This is a genomic window from Clostridium sp. USBA 49 (genome assembly GCF_900167505.1).
Lineage (GTDB): Bacteria > Bacillota > Clostridia > Clostridiales > Clostridiaceae > Clostridium_AT > Clostridium_AT prolinivorans.
Genome location: NZ_FUYD01000001.1, coordinates 205,342 through 229,401, shown reverse-complemented (window position 1 = coordinate 229,401; position 24,060 = coordinate 205,342). Strand labels below are relative to the sequence as shown.

24 protein-coding genes are annotated in these 24,060 nt (G+C 25.6%); 19 read left to right on the top strand and 5 right to left on the bottom strand.

Annotation, left to right across the window (positions count from 1 at the left end; translation table 11 throughout):
* The first annotated feature begins 84 nt into the window (after positions 1–84).
* The 9 genes from B5D11_RS01025 (at position 85) to B5D11_RS00985 (ending at position 9,028) form a co-directional block, all read left to right on the top strand.
* Positions 85–2,103 carry a glucose PTS transporter subunit IIA gene (locus tag B5D11_RS01025; protein ID WP_078681184.1) on the top strand — a complete coding sequence of 673 codons (2,019 nt, stop codon included), beginning with the start codon at positions 85–87 and terminating at the stop codon, positions 2,101–2,103.
* Between the two features lie 101 nt (positions 2,104–2,204).
* Positions 2,205–2,753 carry a phosphodiesterase gene (yfcE, locus tag B5D11_RS01020; protein WP_078681183.1) on the top strand — a complete coding sequence of 183 codons (549 nt, stop codon included), beginning with the start codon at positions 2,205–2,207 and terminating at the stop codon, positions 2,751–2,753.
* An 81-nt stretch (positions 2,754–2,834) separates the two neighbouring features.
* Positions 2,835–3,065 carry a DUF3892 domain-containing protein gene (locus B5D11_RS01015; RefSeq protein ID WP_078681182.1) on the top strand — a complete coding sequence of 77 codons (231 nt, stop codon included), beginning with the start codon at positions 2,835–2,837 and terminating at the stop codon, positions 3,063–3,065.
* Between the two features lie 143 nt (positions 3,066–3,208).
* Complete coding sequence (corA, locus tag B5D11_RS01010; RefSeq protein WP_078681181.1) at positions 3,209–4,273, top strand: magnesium/cobalt transporter CorA; 1,065 nt, start codon at positions 3,209–3,211, stop codon at positions 4,271–4,273.
* Between the two features lie 96 nt (positions 4,274–4,369).
* On the top strand, positions 4,370–5,911 hold the full coding sequence (locus tag B5D11_RS01005) for a TFIIB-type zinc finger domain-containing protein (RefSeq protein ID WP_078681180.1): 1,542 nt from the start codon (positions 4,370–4,372) through the stop codon (positions 5,909–5,911).
* 31 nt (positions 5,912–5,942) lie between these two features.
* Complete coding sequence (locus B5D11_RS01000; protein ID WP_078681179.1) at positions 5,943–6,317, top strand: zinc ribbon domain-containing protein; 375 nt, start codon at positions 5,943–5,945, stop codon at positions 6,315–6,317.
* A 79-nt stretch (positions 6,318–6,396) separates the two neighbouring features.
* Positions 6,397–6,969 carry a class I SAM-dependent methyltransferase gene (locus tag B5D11_RS00995; protein ID WP_164850162.1) on the top strand — a complete coding sequence of 191 codons (573 nt, stop codon included), beginning with the start codon at positions 6,397–6,399 and terminating at the stop codon, positions 6,967–6,969.
* Positions 6,970–7,000: 31 nt separating this feature from the next.
* Complete coding sequence (locus B5D11_RS00990) at positions 7,001–8,356, top strand: APC family permease (protein ID WP_078681177.1); 1,356 nt, start codon at positions 7,001–7,003, stop codon at positions 8,354–8,356.
* 276 nt (positions 8,357–8,632) lie between these two features.
* Positions 8,633–9,028 (top strand): hypothetical protein, encoded by a 396-nt coding sequence (locus tag B5D11_RS00985; RefSeq protein WP_078681176.1) that lies wholly within the window; start codon positions 8,633–8,635, stop codon positions 9,026–9,028.
* A 7-nt stretch (positions 9,029–9,035) separates the two neighbouring features.
* Here the strand turns inward: B5D11_RS00985 and B5D11_RS00980 are convergent, their stop codons facing one another.
* Genes B5D11_RS00980 through B5D11_RS00970 form a run of 3 tightly spaced genes read right to left on the bottom strand, consistent with a single transcriptional unit; the run spans position 9,036 to position 11,546 of the window.
* On the bottom strand, positions 9,036–9,737 hold the full coding sequence (locus tag B5D11_RS00980) for an SDR family oxidoreductase (protein WP_078681175.1): 702 nt from the start codon (positions 9,735–9,737) through the stop codon (positions 9,036–9,038).
* Positions 9,734–10,747: an SPL family radical SAM protein gene (locus B5D11_RS00975; RefSeq protein ID WP_078681174.1), complete on the bottom strand. Its 1,014-nt coding sequence runs from the start codon at positions 10,745–10,747 to the stop codon at positions 9,734–9,736. Before B5D11_RS00975 ends, B5D11_RS00980 begins: the two co-directional genes overlap by 4 nt.
* Complete coding sequence (locus tag B5D11_RS00970) at positions 10,719–11,546, bottom strand: 5'-methylthioadenosine/S-adenosylhomocysteine nucleosidase family protein (RefSeq protein WP_078681173.1); 828 nt, start codon at positions 11,544–11,546, stop codon at positions 10,719–10,721. Before B5D11_RS00970 ends, B5D11_RS00975 begins: the two co-directional genes overlap by 29 nt.
* 160 nt (positions 11,547–11,706) lie before the next feature.
* On the opposite strand from B5D11_RS00970, the gene B5D11_RS00965 reads away from it, so the two are divergent.
* Positions 11,707–13,116, top strand: a complete 1,410-nt coding sequence (locus B5D11_RS00965) for a hypothetical protein (protein ID WP_180376929.1) — start codon at positions 11,707–11,709, stop codon at positions 13,114–13,116.
* Positions 13,117–13,479: 363 nt separating this feature from the next.
* Here the strand turns inward: B5D11_RS00965 and rocF are convergent, their stop codons facing one another.
* Together rocF and greA are read right to left on the bottom strand one after the other, a co-directional pair.
* Positions 13,480–14,379, bottom strand: a complete 900-nt coding sequence (rocF, locus tag B5D11_RS00960; RefSeq protein WP_078681172.1) for an arginase — start codon at positions 14,377–14,379, stop codon at positions 13,480–13,482.
* 264 nt (positions 14,380–14,643) lie between these two features.
* Positions 14,644–15,111, bottom strand: coding sequence for a transcription elongation factor GreA (gene greA / locus B5D11_RS00955; RefSeq protein ID WP_078681171.1), 468 nt, complete (start codon positions 15,109–15,111; stop codon positions 14,644–14,646).
* A gap of 207 nt (positions 15,112–15,318) precedes the next feature.
* On the opposite strand from greA, the gene B5D11_RS00950 reads away from it, so the two are divergent.
* The 9 genes from B5D11_RS00950 to B5D11_RS00910 all read left to right on the top strand — a co-directional run bounded on the left by B5D11_RS00950 (position 15,319) and on the right by B5D11_RS00910 (position 23,964).
* Positions 15,319–15,813 carry a hypothetical protein gene (locus B5D11_RS00950; RefSeq protein WP_078681170.1) on the top strand — a complete coding sequence of 165 codons (495 nt, stop codon included), beginning with the start codon at positions 15,319–15,321 and terminating at the stop codon, positions 15,811–15,813.
* Positions 15,814–16,308: 495 nt separating this feature from the next.
* Positions 16,309–18,933, top strand: a complete 2,625-nt coding sequence (adhE, locus tag B5D11_RS00945; protein WP_078681169.1) for a bifunctional acetaldehyde-CoA/alcohol dehydrogenase — start codon at positions 16,309–16,311, stop codon at positions 18,931–18,933.
* A gap of 201 nt (positions 18,934–19,134) precedes the next feature.
* The gene (locus tag B5D11_RS00940) at positions 19,135–19,557 is read left to right on the top strand and encodes a CBS domain-containing protein (RefSeq protein ID WP_078681168.1); all 423 of its coding nucleotides are present in this window, start codon (positions 19,135–19,137) and stop codon (positions 19,555–19,557) included.
* A gap of 18 nt (positions 19,558–19,575) precedes the next feature.
* Positions 19,576–20,217 carry a lactate utilization protein gene (locus B5D11_RS00935; protein ID WP_078681167.1) on the top strand — a complete coding sequence of 214 codons (642 nt, stop codon included), beginning with the start codon at positions 19,576–19,578 and terminating at the stop codon, positions 20,215–20,217.
* A gap of 166 nt (positions 20,218–20,383) precedes the next feature.
* Positions 20,384–21,292, top strand: a complete 909-nt coding sequence (locus tag B5D11_RS00930) for a 3'-5' exonuclease (protein ID WP_078681166.1) — start codon at positions 20,384–20,386, stop codon at positions 21,290–21,292.
* Between the two features lie 16 nt (positions 21,293–21,308).
* The gene (gene lexA / locus B5D11_RS00925) at positions 21,309–22,811 is read left to right on the top strand and encodes a transcriptional repressor LexA (RefSeq protein ID WP_078681165.1); all 1,503 of its coding nucleotides are present in this window, start codon (positions 21,309–21,311) and stop codon (positions 22,809–22,811) included.
* A gap of 267 nt (positions 22,812–23,078) precedes the next feature.
* Complete coding sequence (locus tag B5D11_RS00920; protein WP_078681164.1) at positions 23,079–23,273, top strand: alpha/beta-type small acid-soluble spore protein; 195 nt, start codon at positions 23,079–23,081, stop codon at positions 23,271–23,273.
* A gap of 107 nt (positions 23,274–23,380) precedes the next feature.
* Complete coding sequence (locus B5D11_RS00915; RefSeq protein WP_078681163.1) at positions 23,381–23,608, top strand: hypothetical protein; 228 nt, start codon at positions 23,381–23,383, stop codon at positions 23,606–23,608.
* 50 nt (positions 23,609–23,658) lie between these two features.
* Positions 23,659–23,964 carry a spore coat protein gene (locus tag B5D11_RS00910; protein WP_078681162.1) on the top strand — a complete coding sequence of 102 codons (306 nt, stop codon included), beginning with the start codon at positions 23,659–23,661 and terminating at the stop codon, positions 23,962–23,964.
* Positions 23,965–24,060 lie beyond the last annotated feature (96 nt).

Below are 24,060 nucleotides of genomic sequence, written 5' to 3'. Positions count from 1 at the left end.
ATTTATATTAAGCATAAAAGGAATAATAGAAAACAAATATAAAAAATTTAATATTTTATAAATACTAAAAAAGGAGGACTTTCTATGAAGAAATTATTCGCAACACTTCAAAAAATAGGTAAATCCTTAATGCTTCCTGTTTCGGTTTTACCTGCAGCTGGTCTTTTGCTAAGATTTGGGCAGCCAGATTTATTAAACATACCATATATGGCTCAAGCAGGAGATGCTATATTTAGTAATCTTCCTATGATATTTGCAGTTGGTGTAGCCATAGGATTTTCAGGAGGAGAAGGAGTAGCGGCATTAGCTGCTGTAGTTGGTCAGTTTATACTACAAGCTGTTATAAAAGTTGCAAGTAGTAATGCAGCAACAGCACTTGCTCAAAAAACTGCTGCAGCTCAAAATATGGCATTAAAAGATTTTATGGCTACTCCAGCTTATTCAGATATAGTTTCAAAAACTACCATAAATATGGGCGTTTTTGGAGGTATTGCTATAGGTCTTATAGCTGGGTATCTTTTTAATAAATTTCATGATATAAAACTTCCACAAGTTCTTGGTTTTTTTGGAGGAAGAAGATTTGTACCTATAATAACTTCTGTTGCAGCACTTGCTTTTGGTATAATTGGAGTTACAATTTGGGCACCAATTCAAAATGGAATAAATGTTGCTGCACAATGGGCAAGTAATTCTATTTTTGGACCAGCATTTTATGCAGCTGGTAAGAGACTTTTAATTCCAGTTGGACTTCATCATATGTATTACCCACCATTTTTGTATCAATTTGGGGAGTATGTTTCTAATGGCGTAAAATATTTTGGAGATTCTGCGAGATATTTCCAAGGAGATCCAACTGCCGGAGTATTTATGGCTTCTGAATATCCAATTTTAATGTTTGGACTTCCAGGAGCAGCACTTGCTATGATTGCAGCAGCTAAAAAAGAAAATAGAAAAAAAGTTTCTGGTATGATGATTTCTGCAGCTTTTGTTGCTTTCTTAACTGGTATTACAGAACCAATTGAATTTTCATTTATATTTGTAGCACCTATGTTATTTGTATTCCATGTGTTAGCAGCATTTTTATCAGGAATTATTACAAGTATTTTAAAAATTAGATTAGGTTATACTTTTTCAGCTTCATTTATTGATTATTTATTAGGTTTTAAATATGCTGGAAATCCATGGCTTATATGGCCTGTTGGATTAGCTTTCTTTGCTTTATATTTTGTAGTTTTTTATTCAGTTATAAAAGCACTTAATATAAAAACTCCAGGAAGAGAAGATGAAGATGCTGATGCACCAATGCCTATAAATGTTAAAGGCAGTGAAAAAGCACGCAGAGTATTAATGGCTATAGGTGGAAAAGAAAATATAGAAGTTTTAGATGCTTGTGTTACTAGATTAAGACTTACTTTAAAAGATGTTTCAAAAGTACAACAATCTACTCTTAAAGCACTTGGAGCTGCAGGAATTTTAGTTGCAGGAAATAGCGTTCAAGTAATTTTTGGAACAGAAGCTGAAAGAATTAAAGAAGATATAAAAGCTATAATTGCAAGCGGTGCTTTAGATGAAAATATTGAATTTGAAGATTCTGATGCTCCTAAAGAAGAACAGGCTAAAGTAGATGAAAATAAAGATATAAAATCTGGTACTTATATATTATCAAGTCCAATTGATGGAGAGATAGTAGAACTTTCAAAAGTTCCAGATGAAGTTTTTTCAAGTAAAATGCTTGGAGATGGTTTTGCTGTAGTGCCAAAAGGGAACAAAGTATATTCCCCTATAGATGGAGAAATTACTGTGCTTTTCCCAACAAAACATGCTGTAGCTATAACGACAGAAGCAGGACTTGAAGTTTTAGTCCATATTGGAGTAGATACTGTAAGCTTAAATGGTGAAGGATTTACAGCTCATGTTGCACAAGGAGATAAAGTAAAAAAAGGTGATTTACTTTTAACATTAGATTTAGATTTCCTTAAAGAAAAAGCTAAAAGTGTTATTTCTCCAGTTATAATAACTAATATGGATAAAGTTGAAAAAATAAATGTAGAAACAGGTATAAAAAATAATGGAGATAAAGTAGCTGAAGTTACAATTAAGTAAAAAAACAAAGCCAGATTTATAAAAATTTAAATCTGGCTTTGTTTTTTATTAAAATAATAGTAGAATATATTTTAAAGATAAATTAAGGGAGGTAATAATATATGAAAATAGGAATATTAAGTGATATACATGGATATCCTGAAAAATTTAATAAAGCTCTTTCTTTTTTTAAGGATTGTGAAATGATACTTTGTGCAGGAGACATACTTTATCATGGACCAAGAAATCCAATTTTAGAAGGTTATAATCCTCAAAAGCTTATTGAAGAAATTGAAAAAAATTCTATTCCAATTCTTTTTGCACGTGGGAATTGTGATGCTGATGTTGATTTAATGGTACTTAAATCAACAATTATCTCAGAATATATATTTTTTGAAAAAGATAATGTTCGTTTTATAGTTACTCACGGACATAATACTGATAAAATAAGACTTAAAGAAATAGCTAATAACTATAAAGCAGATGTTATAATAAGCGGACATACCCATATAAGAGAGTTAGACATAGATGGTAAAACTATATATATAAATCCGGGAAGTATATCTGTTCCTAAGGGAGATGATATACCATCTATAGCTTTATATGAAAATGGTAAAGTAAAATTTATAGATATAAGAAATGGGGAAGAAATTATAGTAAAAAATTGCTAATACATTTTATTAATAGTATAAAAAAGATAATATAGCAAATAATACTATAAAATCAAAAATATAAAAAAGAGGGGATAAAATATGGATAATAAATTAAGAATACAAAAGATTAAGAAAAATCCTGAAGGCGATATAACAGATGTAATGCTTGAAAATGGTAATGTATATTCTATAAATGAGGCTATAACAATGTCTAAAGATGGTTTAATTGAAGGGGTAAATGTTGGAAAATCTAAAAATGGAAGAGAATATTTAAGAAGTAATCCAAACGATAAAGAAGGAGATAATTTAGATAATCTTCCTATATTTTAATAAACTTAAAGCCGTACCATTTTATAAGGTACGGCTTTAAAATTTTTTTTATAATTAAATTAAATAATATAATAAAAAATAATTTATGAATAATGGAGTTTAGGTATATAATTTTTATATATTTATAAAAGCAGGTGATAATAGTGAGTAAATTTATAAAAAAATCTTTTAAAAAAATTGGAGAATCTCCAGGTACATTAGTATACAATGGGGAATATAAAACAGATGAAATTAAACTTACAATGATTAAATACAATAAAGATTTTTATGAAAAAATAGATTTAAATGATATTAAGGAATGTTTTGATGATAACAATAAAGAATATATAAAATGGGTAAATATTGAAGGACTTCACGATGTAAGTATTATACAGGAAATAGGAACTAAATTTAGTCTTCATCCTTTAATGCTTGAGGATATAGTAAATGTTAGTCAAAGACCTAAGATAGATGATTATGAAAATTATATTTTAGTCATAATTAAAATGGTTTATTACAATGAACATATAAGGGAAATTGTAACTGAGCAAGTAAGCTTTGTACTTATAGATAATTATATTTTTTCTTTTCAAGAATTTGAAGGAGATGTGTTTGATGAAGTAAGAGAAAGAATAAAAACTGCTAAAGGGAATATAAGAAAGCAAGGTGTAGATTACTTACTTTATTCTCTTATTGATTCTATTGTTGATAGCTATTTTTTTATATTAGAAGAAATTGGTGATTATTCTGAAAAGATTGAAATACAGCTTATGGAAAATCCTAAAAAAGAAGTACTTCATAATATATATGATTTAAAAAGAGAAATGATATATTTAAGTAATTCTATATGGCCATTAAGAGAAGTTGTTGGTAACTTAACTAGAACAGATTCTATTCTTATAAAAGAAAATACCAAAGTATATTTAAGAGATGTACATGATCATATAATACAAATTGTTGATATTATAGAATCTTATAGAGATATATTTTCTGGAATGCTTGATACGTATTTATCAAGTATAAGTAATAAAACTAATGAAGTTATGAAAATATTAACTATATTTTCAAGTATTTTTATTCCTTTAACTTTTTTAGCGGGGATTTACGGCATGAACTTTAAATATTTTCCTGAACTTAATTTTGTTTGGGCTTATCCAGCATTCTGGCTAGTAACTATTATTATTATTATAACAATGATAAAATATTTTAAAAATAAAAAATGGTTATAAATTTAATTATTCTCAAGATAGTAGATAATATGTTACAATGTTCTTATAATATTGACTTTAAAACATATATTTAGATAAATTTTTTGGAGGACATTGATGATTTGTAATATATGTAAAAATGAATTTGAAATTATTGATGGATTAAAATATTGTCCATACTGTGGAACAAACATAGAAGAAACTATTGAATCTAATGGTGAACAAATTAAAGAAAATTATAATAATGAAGAAAAAAAAGAAACAATTTATGATATAAATAATAAAAACAAATATGATACTTTACCTATGCCTGTTATAACAGATAAGCAAATAAATAAATATAAAAAAGAAAAAAAATTTAAGTTGTTAAAGAAATCAAAAGTAATAATAACTATATTAACTATATTTTTTCTTATATCTATAGGAGGATTTGGATACATATTTCTTGTAGGAAGACCTGTAGATGAAGGTAAAATAAAAGAAGATATAATAAATAAAACAATAACACTTCCTAAAGGAACAAAATTTGACATTAAAGAAGGATATATTAAAAGTCTTAGCATAAAAGAAAGAAATACTAAAAAGAAAGAAAAAGATGATATAAAAGTTGAAATTACATTAAACAATGGAATTATTGAAGTAAATACTTTATTATTATTACAATATGTATATACTGGGAATAATGTATGGAAGATAAATGATAAAGTACAATTGTATGGAAATACTGTTGTAAAACCTTTAGTAGGAATGGATGAAAATCAGATTTTAAATGAAGTGAAAAAAACTAATATTCTTATATTCAATATTTCAAAATCATTAAGTGATAATGATGTTAAAAAACTAGAGATAATTTCAAGAAAACCAGATTTTAATAATTTTAAAGAAGAAGTTTTAGTAGATACAAATATAGATAGTGGTATTATTTCATCTTCAGGTAAGATAAAGGTTAATCTAATTTTTGAAGATGAATTATGGAAAATTGTTTCTATTGAAAAAAATAGCGATGAAGATTTTAAATTAGTTTTATCACCATCTTTTTCTGAAGATAAAATTATTGAAATTATAAAAAAAGATACACAAAATCAGATGGTAACTCATCCTGATATATTTGGCGGGAAGGGATTTTATATAAATGATACATTTACAAAAAGTATTAATATAGAGAATAAAGATTTTAATCCACAGAATCAAAATCTTAATGTTACTGCAAAAAGGCAGAATTTATCAGGAGAATTAAAATCAGTATTATCAACAGATTATGTATTTAAGTTATATTTTAATAATATAGAGTTGTTAAAAAAATCTAAAACTACAGTTGATAGTATTAATGTAAATGAAATATCAAAAGATTTTGTAACATCTACTATTGAAGGGGCAGAGATAGAAGGAAATAATTTATTTTTTTGGTATTACAATAAACACAAAATAACAACTGAAGAATCAAAAACTTTTAAAACTAATAAAATATCTTCTCCTAAAGGATTAAGAAATATAAAATATGTATATGGAAGCATTGCTTATAATGATGGGAAAGATTTAAAAACTATTAATTTAATAGCTTTTTATTATTTAGTATATGATAATTCAAAAGGATACTATTGGAAATTAGATAGAATAATTGGGGAAGATTCTCCAAATTACAAAATGTATATATCTTAAATATAAAATTATATAAAATGGAGCTGATTATATGATTTTTATAGGAGGAATATCTTCAAAAGAAAAAAAGTTAGATTTTAATCAAACAATTATTTGTTCTAATTGTGGTAAATACGGTCATTATGAAATAATTATGAGATATGAATATTTAAATTTGTTTTTTATTCCAATTTTAAAATGGAATAAAAAATATTATGCTGTAAGTAGTTGCTGTGGTAGTATTTATTCAATTGATGAAGAAATTGGGAAAAGAATTGAAAGTGGAGAAAATATATTTTTAAAAGATCAAGATTTACATTTAATTAAAAATGGAACAGTTAATTTTGTAAAGAGATGTCCTAATTGTGGATTTGAAACTCAAGAAAATTTTCAATATTGTCCTAAATGTGCTTCACCTTTAAAATAATAATATTAATTTTAATTTATTTTAAAATTTAATTTTTGTTAGAGCAATTTAAAATAATCATTTAAAGAGAGGCAAAATAATGGATAAATTTTTTACAAATGCAGTAGAAATATCAAAAAGAATATGTAAATTAAAATTACAAAAAGGAGATAAAGCAATAGATTGCACCATGGGAAATGGAAATGATACTGCGTTTTTATGCAGTTTAGTTGGAGAAAATGGTATGGTCTATGCATTTGATATTCAAGAAAGTGCTGTTATTAATACTACCAATAAACTTAAAGAATTAAATTTATTTAATAGAGCAAAATTAATACTTGATGGTCATGAAAATATTGATAAATATATAAAAGAAAAAGTTAAACTTATTATATTTAATTTAGGATATCTTCCTAAAGGAAATCATGAAATAACTACTAAAAAAGAAACTACAATTAAAGCATTAAAAAAGAGTTTAAATTTACTTGAATTAAATGGTATAATATTGCTTGTTGTATATAAAGGACATGAAAATGGAATGGAGGAAAAAAAGGCTTTAGATGAATTTACATTAAATTTAAATCAAAAAGAATATACAGTGGTTAATATTTCTTTTACTAATCAAATTAATAATCCACCGGAACTTATATGTATAGAAAAAATATGCAATTAATAAAATGTATTGAATTGGAGAGATGGAGCTAATGGAAGTACAAAAGTTACAAAATGGAGATGACATAATAAATAAAGAACTAAAAAAAGAAATAGGATTATCTGAAGCTATTACTGTAGTAATAGGAGTAGTAATAGGCTCTGGAATATTTTTTAAAGCCTCCTCAGTATTTAAAAGTGCAGGTTCTCCAGCACTTGGAATACTAGCTTGGATTGTGGGAGGATTAATAACAATGGCTTCTGCTTTAACTGTTGCAGAAGTTGCAGCAGCAATTCCTAAAACAGGTGGAATCTTTGTATATATTAAAGAATTATATGGTGAAAAGTGGGCTTTTTTATTTGGATGGATGCAGGCAATAATTTATGTACCTGGAGTTACAGCAGCATTAGCTATAATTTTTGTAACTCAATTAACGTATTTTATAGAAGATATGACAATTTTACAGCAAAAATTATTAGCGATAGTAGTACTATTATTTATAGCTAGTATAAATATGATATCTACAAAGCTTGGAAGTAAAATGCAGTTAGTTATTACAATTGCTAAGCTTATACCTATATTTGTTATTGTTGTATTTGGATTAATAAATGGAGATGCACATAGTTTAACTGTACATAATACAAATGCAACGGTATCAACGACAGGTATTGCAGGATTTGGTTCTGCTATTTTAGCAACTTTATGGGCATATGATGGATGGGCAGGAATAGGGAATATGGCTGGAGAGCTTAAAAATCCTCAAAAAGATCTGCCTAAATCTATAATAATAGGTATGTTAGTTATTATTACTGTTTATATTTTGGTAAATGTTGCTATTATAAATATAATGCCTGTAAAAAGTGTAATAGAATCCTCTAAGGCAGCTTCTGATGCAGCTACTATATTATTTGGCAAAAAAGGGGCAGCTTTAATAACAATAGGAATAATTATATCTATTTTTGGAACATTAAATGGATATTTAATGACAGGAGTTAGAATACCTTTTGCTATGTCACAAGATAATATTTTTCCTTTTGCTACAATTTTTAAAAGAATAAATAAAAAATTTGAAACTCCAGCTAATATAATTGTTTTAGAATCAATATTATCAATATTATATATATTAAGTGGTTCTTTTGATACGCTTACTAATTTAGTTGTTTTTGTAATGTGGATATTTTTTATTATGTCTGTAGCAGGTGTTTTTATATTAAGGAAAAAGCATAGTAATTTAGAAAGACCATATAAAGTACCTTTTTATCCGATTACTCCTTTAATTGGTATATTAGGTGGTTTTTATATATTAATAAGTACTTTTATAACAGATACATTTAATGCAGTTTATGGTATAATTATAACTTTAATAGGGCTTCCAATTTATTTTTATTTAAAAAAGAAAGAATTATAATAAATAAAATGATTATACTGTAAAAATTATTTTTATTAAAAATTAAGCCATATATATCATATGAACATAATAATTATAAACACTATAAATTGTATAATGTATAATGGAATTAATTTAAAGCTTATTATGGTTTAATCATAAAATAAGTATTAAAATATTTTATATATAAAATATTTTAATACTTATAAATAAAATTATGATTTATAAATAAAAATGGAACAAAGAAAGTAATTTATAAATATAATGAAATATAAGCAATAAAAAGAGGTATTTACCTTGAAAAAAGATACAGCTAATCAAACATTAAGTTCACAAGATATAGCAGCAGCAGCCAGTTTTCTAGTTTTAATTTCCTCTATAATAAATAATTTAAATACAGCTAAAGCAAAACGAGATGATATTTATGTTGTAGCAGGTACTATAGGTCTTATAACAAATTTTCTATTTAAAGAAGCAGCATTAAAAGAAGCAAGTGAGCAGCAGATTGCACCTGGTGTTACTACTTTAGCTAATGAGCTTAAGGTAATAAGTTCATCTATAGGTCTTATTTCTGGAATTTTATCTTATTTAGCTCTTATTATTGAAGTTTCACTTAAAGCACAAGGTATATCTGCTCCAAAAACTCCTAGTGCACAATGGGACTCATCTATTACTGGCTCACTTTTAGTATAATAAAATATTAAACTTTTTTTCGCTTAATTCTGTTCTTTTGCGGACGAAGAGTAATATCATTTACTACAAGGTTATCTGCCCTTGTTAAAATATATTCTACAGCATCAGCTATTTGATCAGATAGTAAAACTGTATCATTTTCATCTTCGTATGTGAAATCAAGATTATCATAAAAATTGCTTTTTGTAATATCTGGATGTATAGTTGTAATTTTTACACCTGATTTTCTGATTTCTTCAAAAAGACTTTCAAAAAAATGCGAAAGTCCAGCTTTTGAAGCTCCATAAGCACACCCGTGTGTACTTATTTTTTTTGCAGTAACTGAAGAAATTGATATAATGTTTCCTTTACTTTTTTTTAAATCTCTAATAAGAATATTAGAAAGAATTAATGGAGCCTCTAAATTTGTTCGAATCATAGTTTGAATATCTTTTACCTTTAAAGTTTCATGAGGACCGAAATATCCTACTCCTGCATTATTTACTAAAAGATTTATTTCTTTTTCTTTAGATTTTATAAAATTGATTGTATTAATAAGTTTAGCTGTATCTAAAATATCACATTCTAATGGAATAAAATTTTCGTGAGAAAAATATGTATTTTTAAATGAACGGGATATTCCATACACTTTATAGTTTAATAAAATTAATTTTTTAGTTATAGATAAACCAATTCCTTTTGATGCACCTGTTAAAATTGCAGTTTTCATAACGTAAATATTTTCTCCTTTTCTATGTATTTTGTTAAAATTTTAAAATGTTTTTCTTTTATATTTTTTTGGAGCTTTTCATCATAAGATACTACATTATTACTTACAGAATAATCTTCTAAAAAAAGTGAACAATCATTTCTATGTTTTTCAATTCTTTTAAAAAATTCTTTAGACATTCTAAAAAATCCATATCCTATATCTATTATTTTATCTGGGTTTATTTCACTGAAAACTTCATCATAAAATGCTTCATAACAAGAATCTGTTTCAGTATTAATAAATATAGGATCAAAACAAATTCTTATATTAAATCCTTGAGATATCGCTGTTTTAATTGCTTCAATACGTGATTTTAAAGATGGAGTATAATTTTCATATTTTTTTATAATTTCTTCTGGTGCAAGTGTAAAAGCAATTATTAAATTATTAAAAGGTTCATGATTTTTATAAAATGTTGTATTAGCACTTTTAGTGCGAACTTCAGTAAAAATATTACCTTGGGTTTTTAAAAAATCATAAAAATAATCTAAATAAGGGATAATATTATGAAAAGCAATTAAATCAGTATCATAAGAAGCTGCTAAATAAATAGAGTCATCTTTAGATATATTTAAAATTGCATTTTTAAAATCTTCTATATTTACAAAAGCCACTATATTTGCAGATGGATACATGCCTTGAAGATAACAATATTTACAGTCAAAAATACAATTTAATAAAAAAGAAGTATAATAAAATTTAGAATGTCCAAAATTCTGGCATATATTTGGACCATTATATAAAAATGGAACATTTTTTACTGCTAAAATTAAAGATTGATTTTGCTTTTGAATATTAAAATTTTGATTTGTACGATTAAAAACATCTTTGTAATGTTTTATGGTAATTACAAAAGAATCTTTATATTTATTAAGTATTTGTTTTGTAAGAGGATATTTATAAGCTTCTTCTTCAACGTAAATAGTGTTAAATAGTTTTTTATTTGAGTTTATCGATAATCTGTTCAAAAATCTTCTTCCCTTCTATTTTTGAATTAACATTTATTTCCGTAAACAATTTAAGTACTTTTAAAGGTTCTTTATGTTCTAATTTTGCTTTTTTTATTTTTTTTAAAAGTATTTGTTTCATAGAAGTAGTAAATCTTAAATTGTCTGAAATAATATCAAGGAAATTTTCTTCTTCTTCCATAAAAAGTTCATTAAAGCTGTAATTTAATGATTTTAATTGTTTTATAATTTGTTCTATATATAATATATTATCTTTAATATAATTTTTCAAAATTTCGTGATTTAAATTTTCTATACTTAAATAATCTGAAATTATTTTTATTATTACTACTTCGTGAGAATAAGTAAATTTTTTAGAAACTTCCATAATTCCAGAAGATTCCATATCACAAAAAATATCTTCTTTAGTATTAATATTCTCTTTTTTTACTGGCTTTGAATAGCAGTATAAAGCTTCTCTAGGCAAAGTACTGTCAATAAATATATCAGGATAATAATCATAATTAGTATCAACATCTGTAATTTTATGTATTAATAAAGGGGTGCCAAGTCTATATTTGCTACTGTTTGTTCCACAAAAACCTATATTTATTAAAAAATTTCTTTCTTTAGAATTATAAGTAGAAAATAGATATGTAGCTGCCATAGCACTTTTTATTTTTCCAACTCCGCTTATTATTAGTACAATATCATAATTTCTATATAATTGATATGTATTATTAGTTATATCTTTTTTTAATTTAAAATGCTCAATAATAGGAGCAGCTTCTGCCATTAGTGCAGTTATAATGAAAATCACAGTTAAAACCTCCTTATAAAATTATAGATAAATTATAACAAAGGTATTTATGTGTGTAAAATTTTTATAAATAAAGAAATAAATTATTACTTAATATTTAGTAACTAAGTATGTATTTTTTCATAATTTAATAATATAGTAATTTTAATTGGAGGAGTATATGATTAATGTAACATTAACATCACTTCACTATATATATCTTATCTTTATTATTGTAATAATAGTATCTATGATAAGGAAGAAAGATATATCACTTATTTGTATTATAGGCATTTTTGTATTGGGTATTTTTGCTACAGGTTCGGTTTATAAATCAGCAATGGGTATATTTAACAGTTTTGTTTATGCAGCAAAAGAACTCATGCCTACAATATTTATAATATCTGTCATAACTGCTATGAGCAATACCATAATAGTTTCAGGTATAAACGATGAGATGATATCGCCATTTAAAAGAATTATTAAAAATTATTGGATTGCTTATTGGGTTATAGGTATAGTTATGATGATTTTATCTTGGTTCTTTTGGCCATCACCAGCTGTGGCACTTATTGGAGCATTATTTATTCCTATAGCAAAAAAGGCTGGCCTTCCAGCTATGGGAGTTGCTGTGTCTATGAATCTTTTTGGACATGGCATAGCTTTATCTAGTGATTATATAATTCAAGCTGCACCTAAAATTACTGGAGATGCTGCCGGGATACCTGCAGCTGATGTTATATCGGCAAGTGTTCCTCTTGTAATTGTAATGGGGATTGTAACTACTACAGCAGGTTTTTATATTATTAGAAAGGATATAAAACAAGGTATATTATCAAGTGAGTATAAAGAGTATAAAATTGAAGAGGTAACTGAAAATAATTTAGAAGAAAGAATGTTAATTACTTCTAAAAAACTTAGAAAAATTTTAGCTTTATTCATAGTTATATTATTTGCATTGGATATTTTTATAATGTATAAATCAAAACTTCAAGGAGGAGATGCTACAGCTCTTATAGGTGGTACTGCTGTATTTATATTAAGCATAATTTCAATATTAGCTTATAGAAAAAAGGCCTTAGAAAAAATTACAGATGATTTAGTTAAAGGATTGCAATTTGCTTTTAAAATATTTGGTATTGTTATACCTATAGCAGCTTTCTTTTATTTAGGAGATTCGGCTTTTACTAATATATTCGGTAATGTACTTCCGCAAAACTCCAATGGTATTGTTAATGATTTAGGTGCTGCTCTTGCAAATATAGTTCCCCTTAATTCAGTTATTTCGGCAAGCACACTTACAGTTGTGGGTGCCATTACAGGAATTGATGGGTCAGGCTTTTCTGGCATATCTTTAGTAGGTTCTGTTGCTAAAATATTTTCAGCTGCGTTAGGTAAAGGAGTAGCAACTCTTACGGCTTTAGGACAAATAGCTGGTATATGGGTAGGTGGAGGAACAATAGTTCCTTGGGCAGTAATACCTGTAGCTGCTATTTGCGGTGTAGATGCTTTTGAACTTGCGAAAAAAAATATAAAACCGGTAATTATAGGACTTATAGTTACCACTATTACAGCTATATTTATTCTTTAATATGATTAACCCATAATAAATTGTAAATTAATTTCCACTATATAATTTATTATGAAGATCAAGTTATTATGGATGCAGGTGCTTTTATATAAGGATTTTCTATAGAATTATCTGCAGATTCACCTATTTTGGTTGTAATCTTATAATGTTTCTAAATTTATATTATATCTATATAGGTATCAATATTTAACAAAAATACTTTTTAAGATAATATTATTATATAATCTCAAAAATCTTTTATAAAAATAAAGGGCTGTAGCAAAATGAAAGATAGTTTGAAGTTACAATGAAATAAATATACTATTAAATAGTTGTTGTTTTAAGAAATTAGAGTATTAGAATATATTTTGCAACAGTCCTTATTTAATTTAAATATTCAAAAGTCCAATCAATTAAATTTATAGCAATATTAGATGTAATATCATTTTTATCTAAAAGAGGATTAAGTTCAACAAAATCCATAGATTTTACGAGATTTGATTTAGCAAACATTTTTAAAAGAGCCTTTGTTTCATCTATAGACATACCATTAGATACTGGAGTACCAGTTCCAGGAACAAATTTTGCATCAATAAAATCTAAATCAAAGCTTAAATGAATTGAAGATATATTCCTGCTTTTAATATCTTTAATAACTTCGTTAACTACATGTTCAATACCATACTCATGAATTCTTTTTGCAGTATATACATGAAGATTTTCTTTTTTTATTAATTCATATTCACCTTTGTCTAGATCTCTTGCACCAATTATAAAAACATTTTCATTTTTTACTTTTGGACCTTTATAATAAACATCAACTAAATCTTTATATCCAAGGCCCATTGCTTTAGCTAAAGACATCCCATGTATATTGCCGCTTTCACTAGTTTCTTGCGTATTTATATCTCCATGAGCATCTATCCAAACAACTGCAGAATTATTATAAGCTCTGCTTGATCCTGCTACACTTCCAAGTCCTAAAGAATGATCTCCTCCAATTACAAAAGGGAAGCTATTACCTTTAATAGAAGAATACACAATATGTGCAAGATTATTGTTAACTTGTATTATTGGATCAAGATATTTCATATTTGGATGAGAAAAAAATTTATTACATTCTTTAACATTAGGAATAAAAAGATTTCCAAAATCAAAAACTCTATGATTATGTCTGCCTATTATTTCTACAACTTTTTTTTCGCGTAATTTATCAGGGCCATATTCTGGTCCATGTTTATCTGCTCCATAAAAAATAGGAACCCCTATTATAGCAACATCCATATTTAATACCACCTTATTATTTTATAAATTTATATTTTTAAAATAAGCTGTAAATTGACTTCTAGTATATAATTTTTTAAAGTATTTAAAAATTTACATTGCATTAATATATAGTGGCCAATTTTTAATAAAAATATTATTATATGAAATCATACTTTTATTATTTGTAATTTAAAAAATAATATTAATATAGATTATATTTATTTTTTATGTTGGATAGTATAAATATAAGAAGATCTTATATTTATTAAAATTTATTATTTATTACTTAGTTTCAATTTTTTCAATTTTTATAGTATATTCTCCTTCAGGAGAGTTTACTTTTAAAATTTCACCAACTTTATGTTTATATAAAACTTTTCCAAGAGGAGATTCTATACTTATCATATTGTTAAGAGGATCTGCTTCTACTGTTGTTACTATTTTAAATTCTTCTATTTCATCCTCCTTAAGAAATTTTACAGTTACTTTTTTACCTATACCAACTTCATCTTCTAAAGTATCATCTGATATAATTACAGCTGTTTTAATCATTCTTTCAAGATAACGAATTCTGCTTTCATTTCTTGCTCTGTCTCTTTTGGCTGCCTTGTATTCAAAATTTTCGCTTAAATCTCCTTGAGCTCTTGCTTCTTTAAGATCTTCATTTATTTTTTTTCTTACAACAACTTTTCTATATTCAATCTCTTCTTTAAGTTTATTTATAGCATCTAAAGTAAGTTTATTATGCAAAATAATCCCTCTTTCTTTTAAATTATAAAAATACTTATTATTTATTTTACATCATAGTAACATAATAAGTGAAAAATTTCCATATATAACAAAGTGCTATTACATTAAATCTATTTGGTAAATTTATATTAAAAAATTTTTTAATTTTTGCTATAATTGTATAAGTTATTATTTTATATAAATTTTTATGTTTAAGGAGAAAATCAAATGAAGATAGTGTATTTTAAAGTTAATATGAGTTTTGCATATACACATGCTCAGCTTATAAAAGGTGGGTGGAACGTAGAAGAAAAAGATAAATTTTATTATAAATTAAAAGGGAAGTTTAAGTATAATTATGTAATAAAAAGTTTTGGGAAAATAAAAGTTAGTGAAATTTATGGTATGGTAGAAGGCTGTGAAAAATTAAATTATGAAACAATTTCTGAATTTGATTTTGAAGAGAGCTGGCTTAAGCTTTGGAATAAAAGTTTTACACCAGACTCTGTAGAAATTATAATAAAAGAAAATATATTTGAAAAATTAATAGATATAGGATTTAAACCAGCAGTGTTTGGAGTAATTGAATATGTTAATAATGGTGAAAATTTAAGTTATTATTATCCTTCACCAGAAAATGAAAATTTTTATAAACTTGTAGATGATAACCCAGGCGATGTAATAAAATTTCCAATTAAATTAAAAAATTTTAATATTTTTTAATTTACAGACAAATAATTTATTTGTTAAAAATAAATTCAAATAAGAAATTTTTCTAATTAATATATGCAAAAAAAAACAGCTTAAATCGCTAAAATATAGCTGTTTTTTTGCTATTTATAGGTATGTTTTAGTTATTTAAATATTAAATTCAGAAAATGATTGTTAAAAAAAACACAATAATTAAAATGAAAAATCAAACAAAAACATATAACGTTTTCATAAAAATGATAATATATTAAAGAATAATACAATAAAAACTTTATATTTTTTTTTATTAATTCTATTGCTTTTTTATTAAAATAAATATATAATGTGAATGTAGTTAAAACTTTAACAAATTATATTGTAAATCATATATAGGATTTCTTTATGACAACTTGACTTATTAAAAATTTTAAATTGCAAAATTTAAAATTTTTAATAAATAAAATAAGTTAAGTTTAATATAGAAGCCTATAAAAAATAAATTAATTTAAATAAAAAGGAGGCTGTACTATGAAAGTTACTAATATGGAAGAACTAAAAATAAAAATTCAAGAAATTAAAGAAGCACAAAGAAAATTTGCAAATTATACACAAGAACAAGTAGATGAAATTTTTAGACAAGCAGCTATGGCAGCTAATAATGCAAGAATATATTTAGCCAAGATGGCAGTTGAAGAGACTGGTATGGGTATAGTCGAGGATAAGGTTATAAAAAACCATTTTGCATCCGAATATATATATAATCAATATAAAGATGAAAAGACTTGTGGAGTTATAGAAAAAGATGAATCATTTGGTATAGTAAAAGTAGCAGAACCTATAGGAGTTATTGCAGCTATAGTTCCAACTACAAATCCAACATCAACAGCAATATTTAAAGCTCTAATTGCTTTAAAAACAAGAAATGGAATAATATTTTCACCACATCCAAGAGCAAAAAAATCTACAATAGAAGCTGCTAAAATAGTTTTAGAAGCTGCTGTTAAAGCTGGAGCTCCAGAAGGAATTATAGGATGGATTGATGAACCAACAGTACAGCTTTCTCAAATGGTTATGAGTGAGGCAGATATAATACTTGCAACTGGCGGTCCAGGAATGGTTAAAGCTGCATATTCTTCAGGTAAACCTGCTATAGGAGTTGGAGCTGGTAACACTCCAGCAATTATAGATGAAACAGCACACATAAAGATGGCTGTAAGTTCTATACTTCTTTCAAAAACTTTTGATAATGGTGTTATATGTGCATCAGAACAAACAGTTATAGTAATGGATGAGGTTTATGATGAAGTTAAAGAAGAATTTATTGAAAGAGGAGCTTACTTCTTACAAGGAGAAGAACTGGATAAGGTAAGAAAAACTATATTCAAAAATGGAGCTTTAAATTCAGAAATAGTTGGACAACCTGCAACAAAAATAGCTGAACTTGCTGGAGTTAATGTTCCTGAAAATACTAAAGTTCTTATAGGAGAGGTTGAATCAGTAGAACTTGATGAGCCATTCTCACGCGAAAAGTTATCTCCAGTTCTTGGAATGTATAGAGTTTATAGCTTTGATGAAGCATTACAAAAGGCTGCAAGACTTATAGAACTTGGAGGATTTGGGCATACATCAGTTTTATATACAGATCAAGTTAAATGCAAAGACAGAATTGCTAAATTTGGTTCTGTAATGAAAACTGGTAGAACTATAATAAATATGCCTTCATCACAAGGTGCTATAGGAGATATATATAACTTTAAGTTAGCTCCATCTCTAACTCTTGGCTGCGGAAGCTGGGGAGGTAACTCTGTATCAGAAAATGTAGGAGTTAAACACTTATTAAATATTAAGAGTGTAGCTGAGAGGAGAGAAAATATGCTTTGGTTTAGAGTTCCTGAAAAAGTTTATTTTAAATATGGATGCCTTCCTGTAGCATTAAAAGAATTAAAAGATATGGGTAAGAAAAAGGCATTTATAGTAACAGATAAAGTTCTTTATGAATTAGGATTTGTAGATATAGTTACAAAAGTTCTTGAAGAAAATGGTATAGACTTTAAGATATTCTCTGATGTTGCACCAGATCCAACATTAGGAACTGCAAGAAAAGGTGCTGAAGAAATGAAGAGCTTTAAGCCAGATACAATAATAGCATTAGGCGGAGGCTCACCAATGGATGCAGCAAAAATAATGTGGGTATTATATGAACATCCAGAAGTAAGATTTGAAGATTTAGCAATGAGATTTATGGACATAAGAAAGAGAGTATATACATTCCCTAAAATGGGAGAAAAAGCTACAATGGTTGCTATTCCAACTTCAGCAGGAACAGGATCAGAAGTAACACCATTTGCAGTTATAACAGATGAAACAACAGGAGTAAAGTATCCATTAGCAGATTATGAATTAACACCAGATATGGCAATAGTAGATGCAGAACTTATGATGAAGATGCCAAAAGGATTAACAGCAGCATCAGGAATAGATGCTTTAACACATGCTATAGAAGCATATGTATCAGTGCTTGCGTCAGAGTATACAAATGGCCTTGCATTAGAAGCTATAAGATTAATATTTAAATATCTTCCACAAGCTTATAATGAAGGAACTACAAATGTAAAAGCAAGAGAAAAAATGGCACACGCATCAACAATGGCAGGAATGGCTTTTGCAAATGCTTTTCTAGGAGTATGTCATTCAATGGCGCATAAACTTGGAGCAATGCATCATATACCACATGGTGTTGCAAATGCTTTATTAATAGATGAAGTTATAAGATTTAATGCAGTAGATAATCCAAGAAAACAAGCTGCATTTCCACAATATAAATATCCAAATGCAAAGTGGAGATATGCTCAAATAGCAGATTATTTAAGACTTGGTGGAAATACTGAAGATGAAAAAATAGAAAGATTAATTGCAGCAATAGATGAATTAAAAGATAAAGTGAATATACCTAAAACAATTAAGGACGCTGGAGTTTCAGAAAGAAATTTCTATGCTACTTTAGATGAGATGTCAGAACAAGCTTTTGACGATCAATGTACTGGAGCAAATCCAAGATATCCTTTAATAAGTGAAATAAAACAAATGTATATAAATGCTTTTGAAGGTACTTTAGGGGAAAAAGATAAGTGTGAAGAAGATTTAAATCAGTAAATAAATTAATACATTCTTATAAATATTTTTTATTTTAATAAATAAAGGACAGTCTTAATTTAAGGTACTGTCCTTGAATTTTGTATAAAGTATTTGTTAATTTTTTGTATAATATTACAAAAACGATTATAAATATGTTAAAATAAAACTGTAACTGTAAATGGTTTCTAAAATTTTAAGGTATAGGAGAAGGAACATAATATGAATATAGCATTTTTTCTTACGCCTAAAAAAGATGTTATCTATGAAAATTTAAATTCTACAATGAGACAAGTTATAGAAAGAATGGAATATCATAGATATACAGCAATTCCTATTATTGATGATAAAGGAAGATATGTAGGCACTCTTACTGAAGGTGATTTACTTTGGAAACTTAAAAATACTCCAGAACTTAGTATTAAAGATACAAGTAGTATTAAAGTTTCTGATATAGAAAGAAGAGTTATTAATAAGCCTGTGTCTATAAATGCTGATATGGAGAGTTTGATTAATTTAGTAATAAATCAAAACTTTGTACCTGTTATAGATGATAATGGTATTTTTATTGGAATTATAAAAAGAAGTGATATTATAAATTACTTTTATAAATTTGTAGTAAAATCAAAAATTGCAGAGAAATAGATAGAAAGGAGAGCTTATATGGATAAACATTTAAAATTTGTTGAAGAACAAAGAATAAAAAGAACTATGGAAAATTTAGAGAAAAATAATATGGAAGCTTATTATGTAGAAGATGAAAAAGAAGCTTTAGAAAAAGTTAAAGAATTCATAAAAGAAGGGGATACTGTAGCTGTTGGAGGCTCTCAAACTCTTTTTGAAATTGGAATAATAGATTTTTTAAGGAATGGAAAATTTAATTTTTTAGATAGATACAAAGAAAATTTAAAAGCTGAAGATGTAAAAGATATTTATAGAAAAAGTTTTTTTGCTGATGCTTATTTTGTAAGTTCTAATGCAGTAACAGAAAGTGGAGAGCTTTATAATGTAGACGGTACTGGGAATAGAGTAGCTGCAATGCTTTATGGCCCTGATAAAGTTATTGTTATTGTTGGAGTTAATAAAATTGTTAAAGATTTAAATGAAGCTATAGAAAGGAAAAAAAGAATAGCTGGCCCTGCTAACAATAAAAGATTAAGTACAGAAACACCTTGTACAAAGATAGGAATGTGCGTAGATTGTAAAAATGAAACAAGAATTTGTAATGATTATGTACTTATAAAAAGGCAGAGAAATAAAGGTAGAATTAAAGTTATTATAGTAGGAAAAGAACTAGGATATTAATATAAATAATAAAAGTTATAAAAACATAAATTATAAAAATTGTCTTAAAACTGTCTTATTGACTATTTTAAGACAATTTTTATTAATTTTAAAATTTATTTAATCAGAACCATATTATTTTTGTTATAATATAAAGTATATTATTATAAAAATTGGGGGGAATTTTTTGAACTACGTAATTATAGATTTAGAATTTAATAATTTAGGAGAAATAACTGAGTTCTACCCTAAATTTTATGAAGAGAATGCAGAAGTTTTAGAATATAAATGTCCTAATGAAATAATTGAAATTGGTGCTATTAAATTAGATAGAACTATGAAAGAAATAGATAGATTTAAAACTTACATAAAACCAAGCATTTATAAAATACTTAATCCTAAAATTATAGAAATAACAGGTATTCATGAAGAAAATTTAAAAGATGGTATTCATTTTAAAGAAGCTTTAAAAAAGCTTGGCAAATTTATAGGAGAAAATTCAATTGTGTGTTCTTGGGCCAAAGATGATATAGCAGAACTTATAAGAAATGCAGATTATCATAATTACGGATCTATACCTTGGCTTAAAGAATATATTGATTTGCAGGAATATTGTACTAGAGTTTTAGCAGAAAAAAGATCTATAAGTTTAAAAAATGCGTTAAACAAATTAAAAATAAAGATGGTTGAAAAAGACTTACATGATGCTCTTAATGATGCCGTTTATACTGCAGAAGTTTTTAAAAGAATTTATAATGATAAAGCTGTTAAAAATTTTATAGTAAAAGACATAATAAATATGCCTTCTATAATGATAAAAGACTTGAAAAATTTTAAACTTGATGAAAAACAAACTGAATTAAAATGTCCTAAATGTGGAGAAAAAATTGAACTTGAATATCCATTGAAATTATTTAAATGGAGATTTATAGGATTAGGATTTTGTGATAAATGCAGAAGTAAAGTTATTCAAAAGATAGTTGTAAAGCAGACACTAGCAGGAGATAAGGTATATATAGGTAATAATAAAATTTTAAACGATAGAGAATATTTAGAGCTAACAGACAGATTTGTAAATAATAAATTAATAGATTAATTAAGGGGGGGATGTCATGCAGCTAGATGCAGCACAAAATAGAATAATTAAAAGCAGACCTTTTAAATACAGTATACTTAAAGGTAAAAGTGGTTCAGGCAAAACAATGACTGCAGCATATAGGGCCCTTTATTTAAAAAATAATTATTGTCTTTATGAAAATGATAAAATTTTAATACTTACCCAAGATAGCACTAAAAGAGATGAGTTAAGAAATATATATAATGAAATAGAAGATGATGTAAAACAAGATTATAAAACATTATTATCTACCAATATAGAAGCTGTAGAAGTATTAACAATTTTAGATATTGTTAATAGATTTTATTTTGAGTATACAAATAATACAAAAAATTGGTATAAAATTGTTCAAGAAGATAATGAAATAAATAAAATAATAAAAGAAAGTATTGAGCTTTTAAGGAAAGAGTATGAAAATAAAAAAATTTTAAGTGAGAAATATTTTAAATTTTTAAAAGAAGAAATAGTGTGGATAAAATCTTGTAATTTTGAAGATTTAGATGTTTATCAAAATATAGATAGAATAGGAAGAAGATGCAAAAAAGGAGAAGGTCCTCAAAGACTTTTAAAAAATTCAAAAGAAAGAGAAATTATATTTAAACTTTATGAAATATATAATAAAAAACTTGAAGAAAGAAGAATTATAGACTTTGAAGATATTTTTAAGGTTGCTCTAAAAATGGCATTAAATGAGAAACACAAAAAATATACTCATATAATAGTAGATGAAGCTGAAAATTTAAGTAAAGTTCAAATAGATTTTATAAAAGAACTTTTAAATAATAAAACATATTCAAGTCTTATGTTTATACTAAATAAATCTAATGATATAAATAAAAATTCTTGGTTCATTAAAGGGAGAAAAATTTCAAATCTAGAATTAGGAAATACCGTTAAAAGTTATAATTTATATAATACATATAAAACAAAAGCACAAACACAAAAAGGAGAAGTAGAAATGTCTCAAAAATTTGAATATAAAAGTTTTATGGAATACTTTGAGTATATAGATTTAAAGCATAGTAAAAAATATAATTTTAAAAGAGACATTGGTATAAATGATACAATTTATATAGATTACGGAAAAGAAGAAGAAATTATAAAAAGTGATGAATTAAAGTCTATTCCAGTATATAGCGATATTGCTGCAGGAGAACCTATAATGATGAATGATGAAATTTTAGATGAATTCTATCTTCCAGAGTATTTTTTTAAAGGATCTAAAGACAGTTTTATATTAAAAGTAAAGGGAGATAGTATGATAGGTGCAAATATTTTTGATGGTGATTATGTAGTTATAAGGAAACAAAGCACTGCTGTAAATGGAGATTTAGTTGCAGTAGATTTAGATGGAAACGCCACTTTAAAAAGATTGAGTTTAAATAATGGTGTTCCAGTTTTAATGCCTGAAAATGAAAAATATGATCCTATTTTTATGCATGATAAAGATGATGCATCTATATTAGGTATTGTAATAGGAATTATAAAATATAAATAATCTAACTTGATTAGCAATACTATTATTAAGCGTTTTAATTGTAATAGAAATTATAAAGCATAAATAGATTATTTGTAAATAAATAATATTTATAAATACAATATTAAATAATAAATGGTAATTATGTATTTAATATGTAAGGAAGATAAAACTTAGTTTATCTTCCTTTAATTTTATAGATTATTTTTTTAAAAAAAACACAAACTTATATTACAAAGCAACACCAAATAAAAAATAAAATTAAAAAATTAAAAGGAGGAATTAATCATGGCAAGCAAAAGCAATAGAGTATTAGTACCTCAAGCAAAGGCAGGATTAGAAAAATTTAAAATGGAATCTGCTAGAGAAGTAGGAGTTAATCTAAAAGAAGGATACAACGGAGATTTAACTTCAAGAGAAGCTGGATCAGTAGGCGGACAAATGGTTAAAAAAATGATAGAAGCTTACGAAAAAAATTTATAATCCAACATATACTTGAAGAATAAATTATATTCCATATTATAAATAAAAAAAAGAGCTAAAACTTTTAAGTTTTAGCTCTTTTTTTAAAGAAGGGAGTAAGAAAATTAATGGCAAATAATAAATTGACACCTACTGAAGTTTTAGAACTTCATGAACTTTTAAATGAAAATATACTTAGTATAAAAAAGATAAAATCCAATATCTCTATGGTTCAAGATGAAAATTTAAAAAATATTATGCAAAATACATTAAATAATAAAAAAACTAAAATACAAGAGTTTCAAAATTTTATAAATAATCAATTAAATGCTCAAAATAATCAAAATAATAATTAGTATATAATAAATCTTTAATTTTAAATTAATTTAATGAAAGGTGGTATTTTATGTCTTGGTTAAATAACTTTTTAGGAGAAGAAAATAATTCCCCTTTAAAAGATAAAGAATTATCACTTGATATGCTTAATATTTCTAAAAAAGACATAGAAGTTTTAAGTAAAGCTATAACTGAAATATTAAATCCAGAACTTAGACAGCTTATAAAAAATCAATTAAATTCTTGCATAGATGAGTATTTTAAAATTGCTGATTATGCAATTTCAAAAAATTGGTATAATGCTTATGCAAATCCAGGACAAAAGATAAAAGAAGATATGCAGGAAGCACAGAATATATTAAACAATAATCAATAATATAATTTAAAAACAATAATTTTTATAAATATTTTAATATGGAAAATAAATAGTCTATTAAAATAATAATTCAAGCAAGTAATATTTTAAACAGAA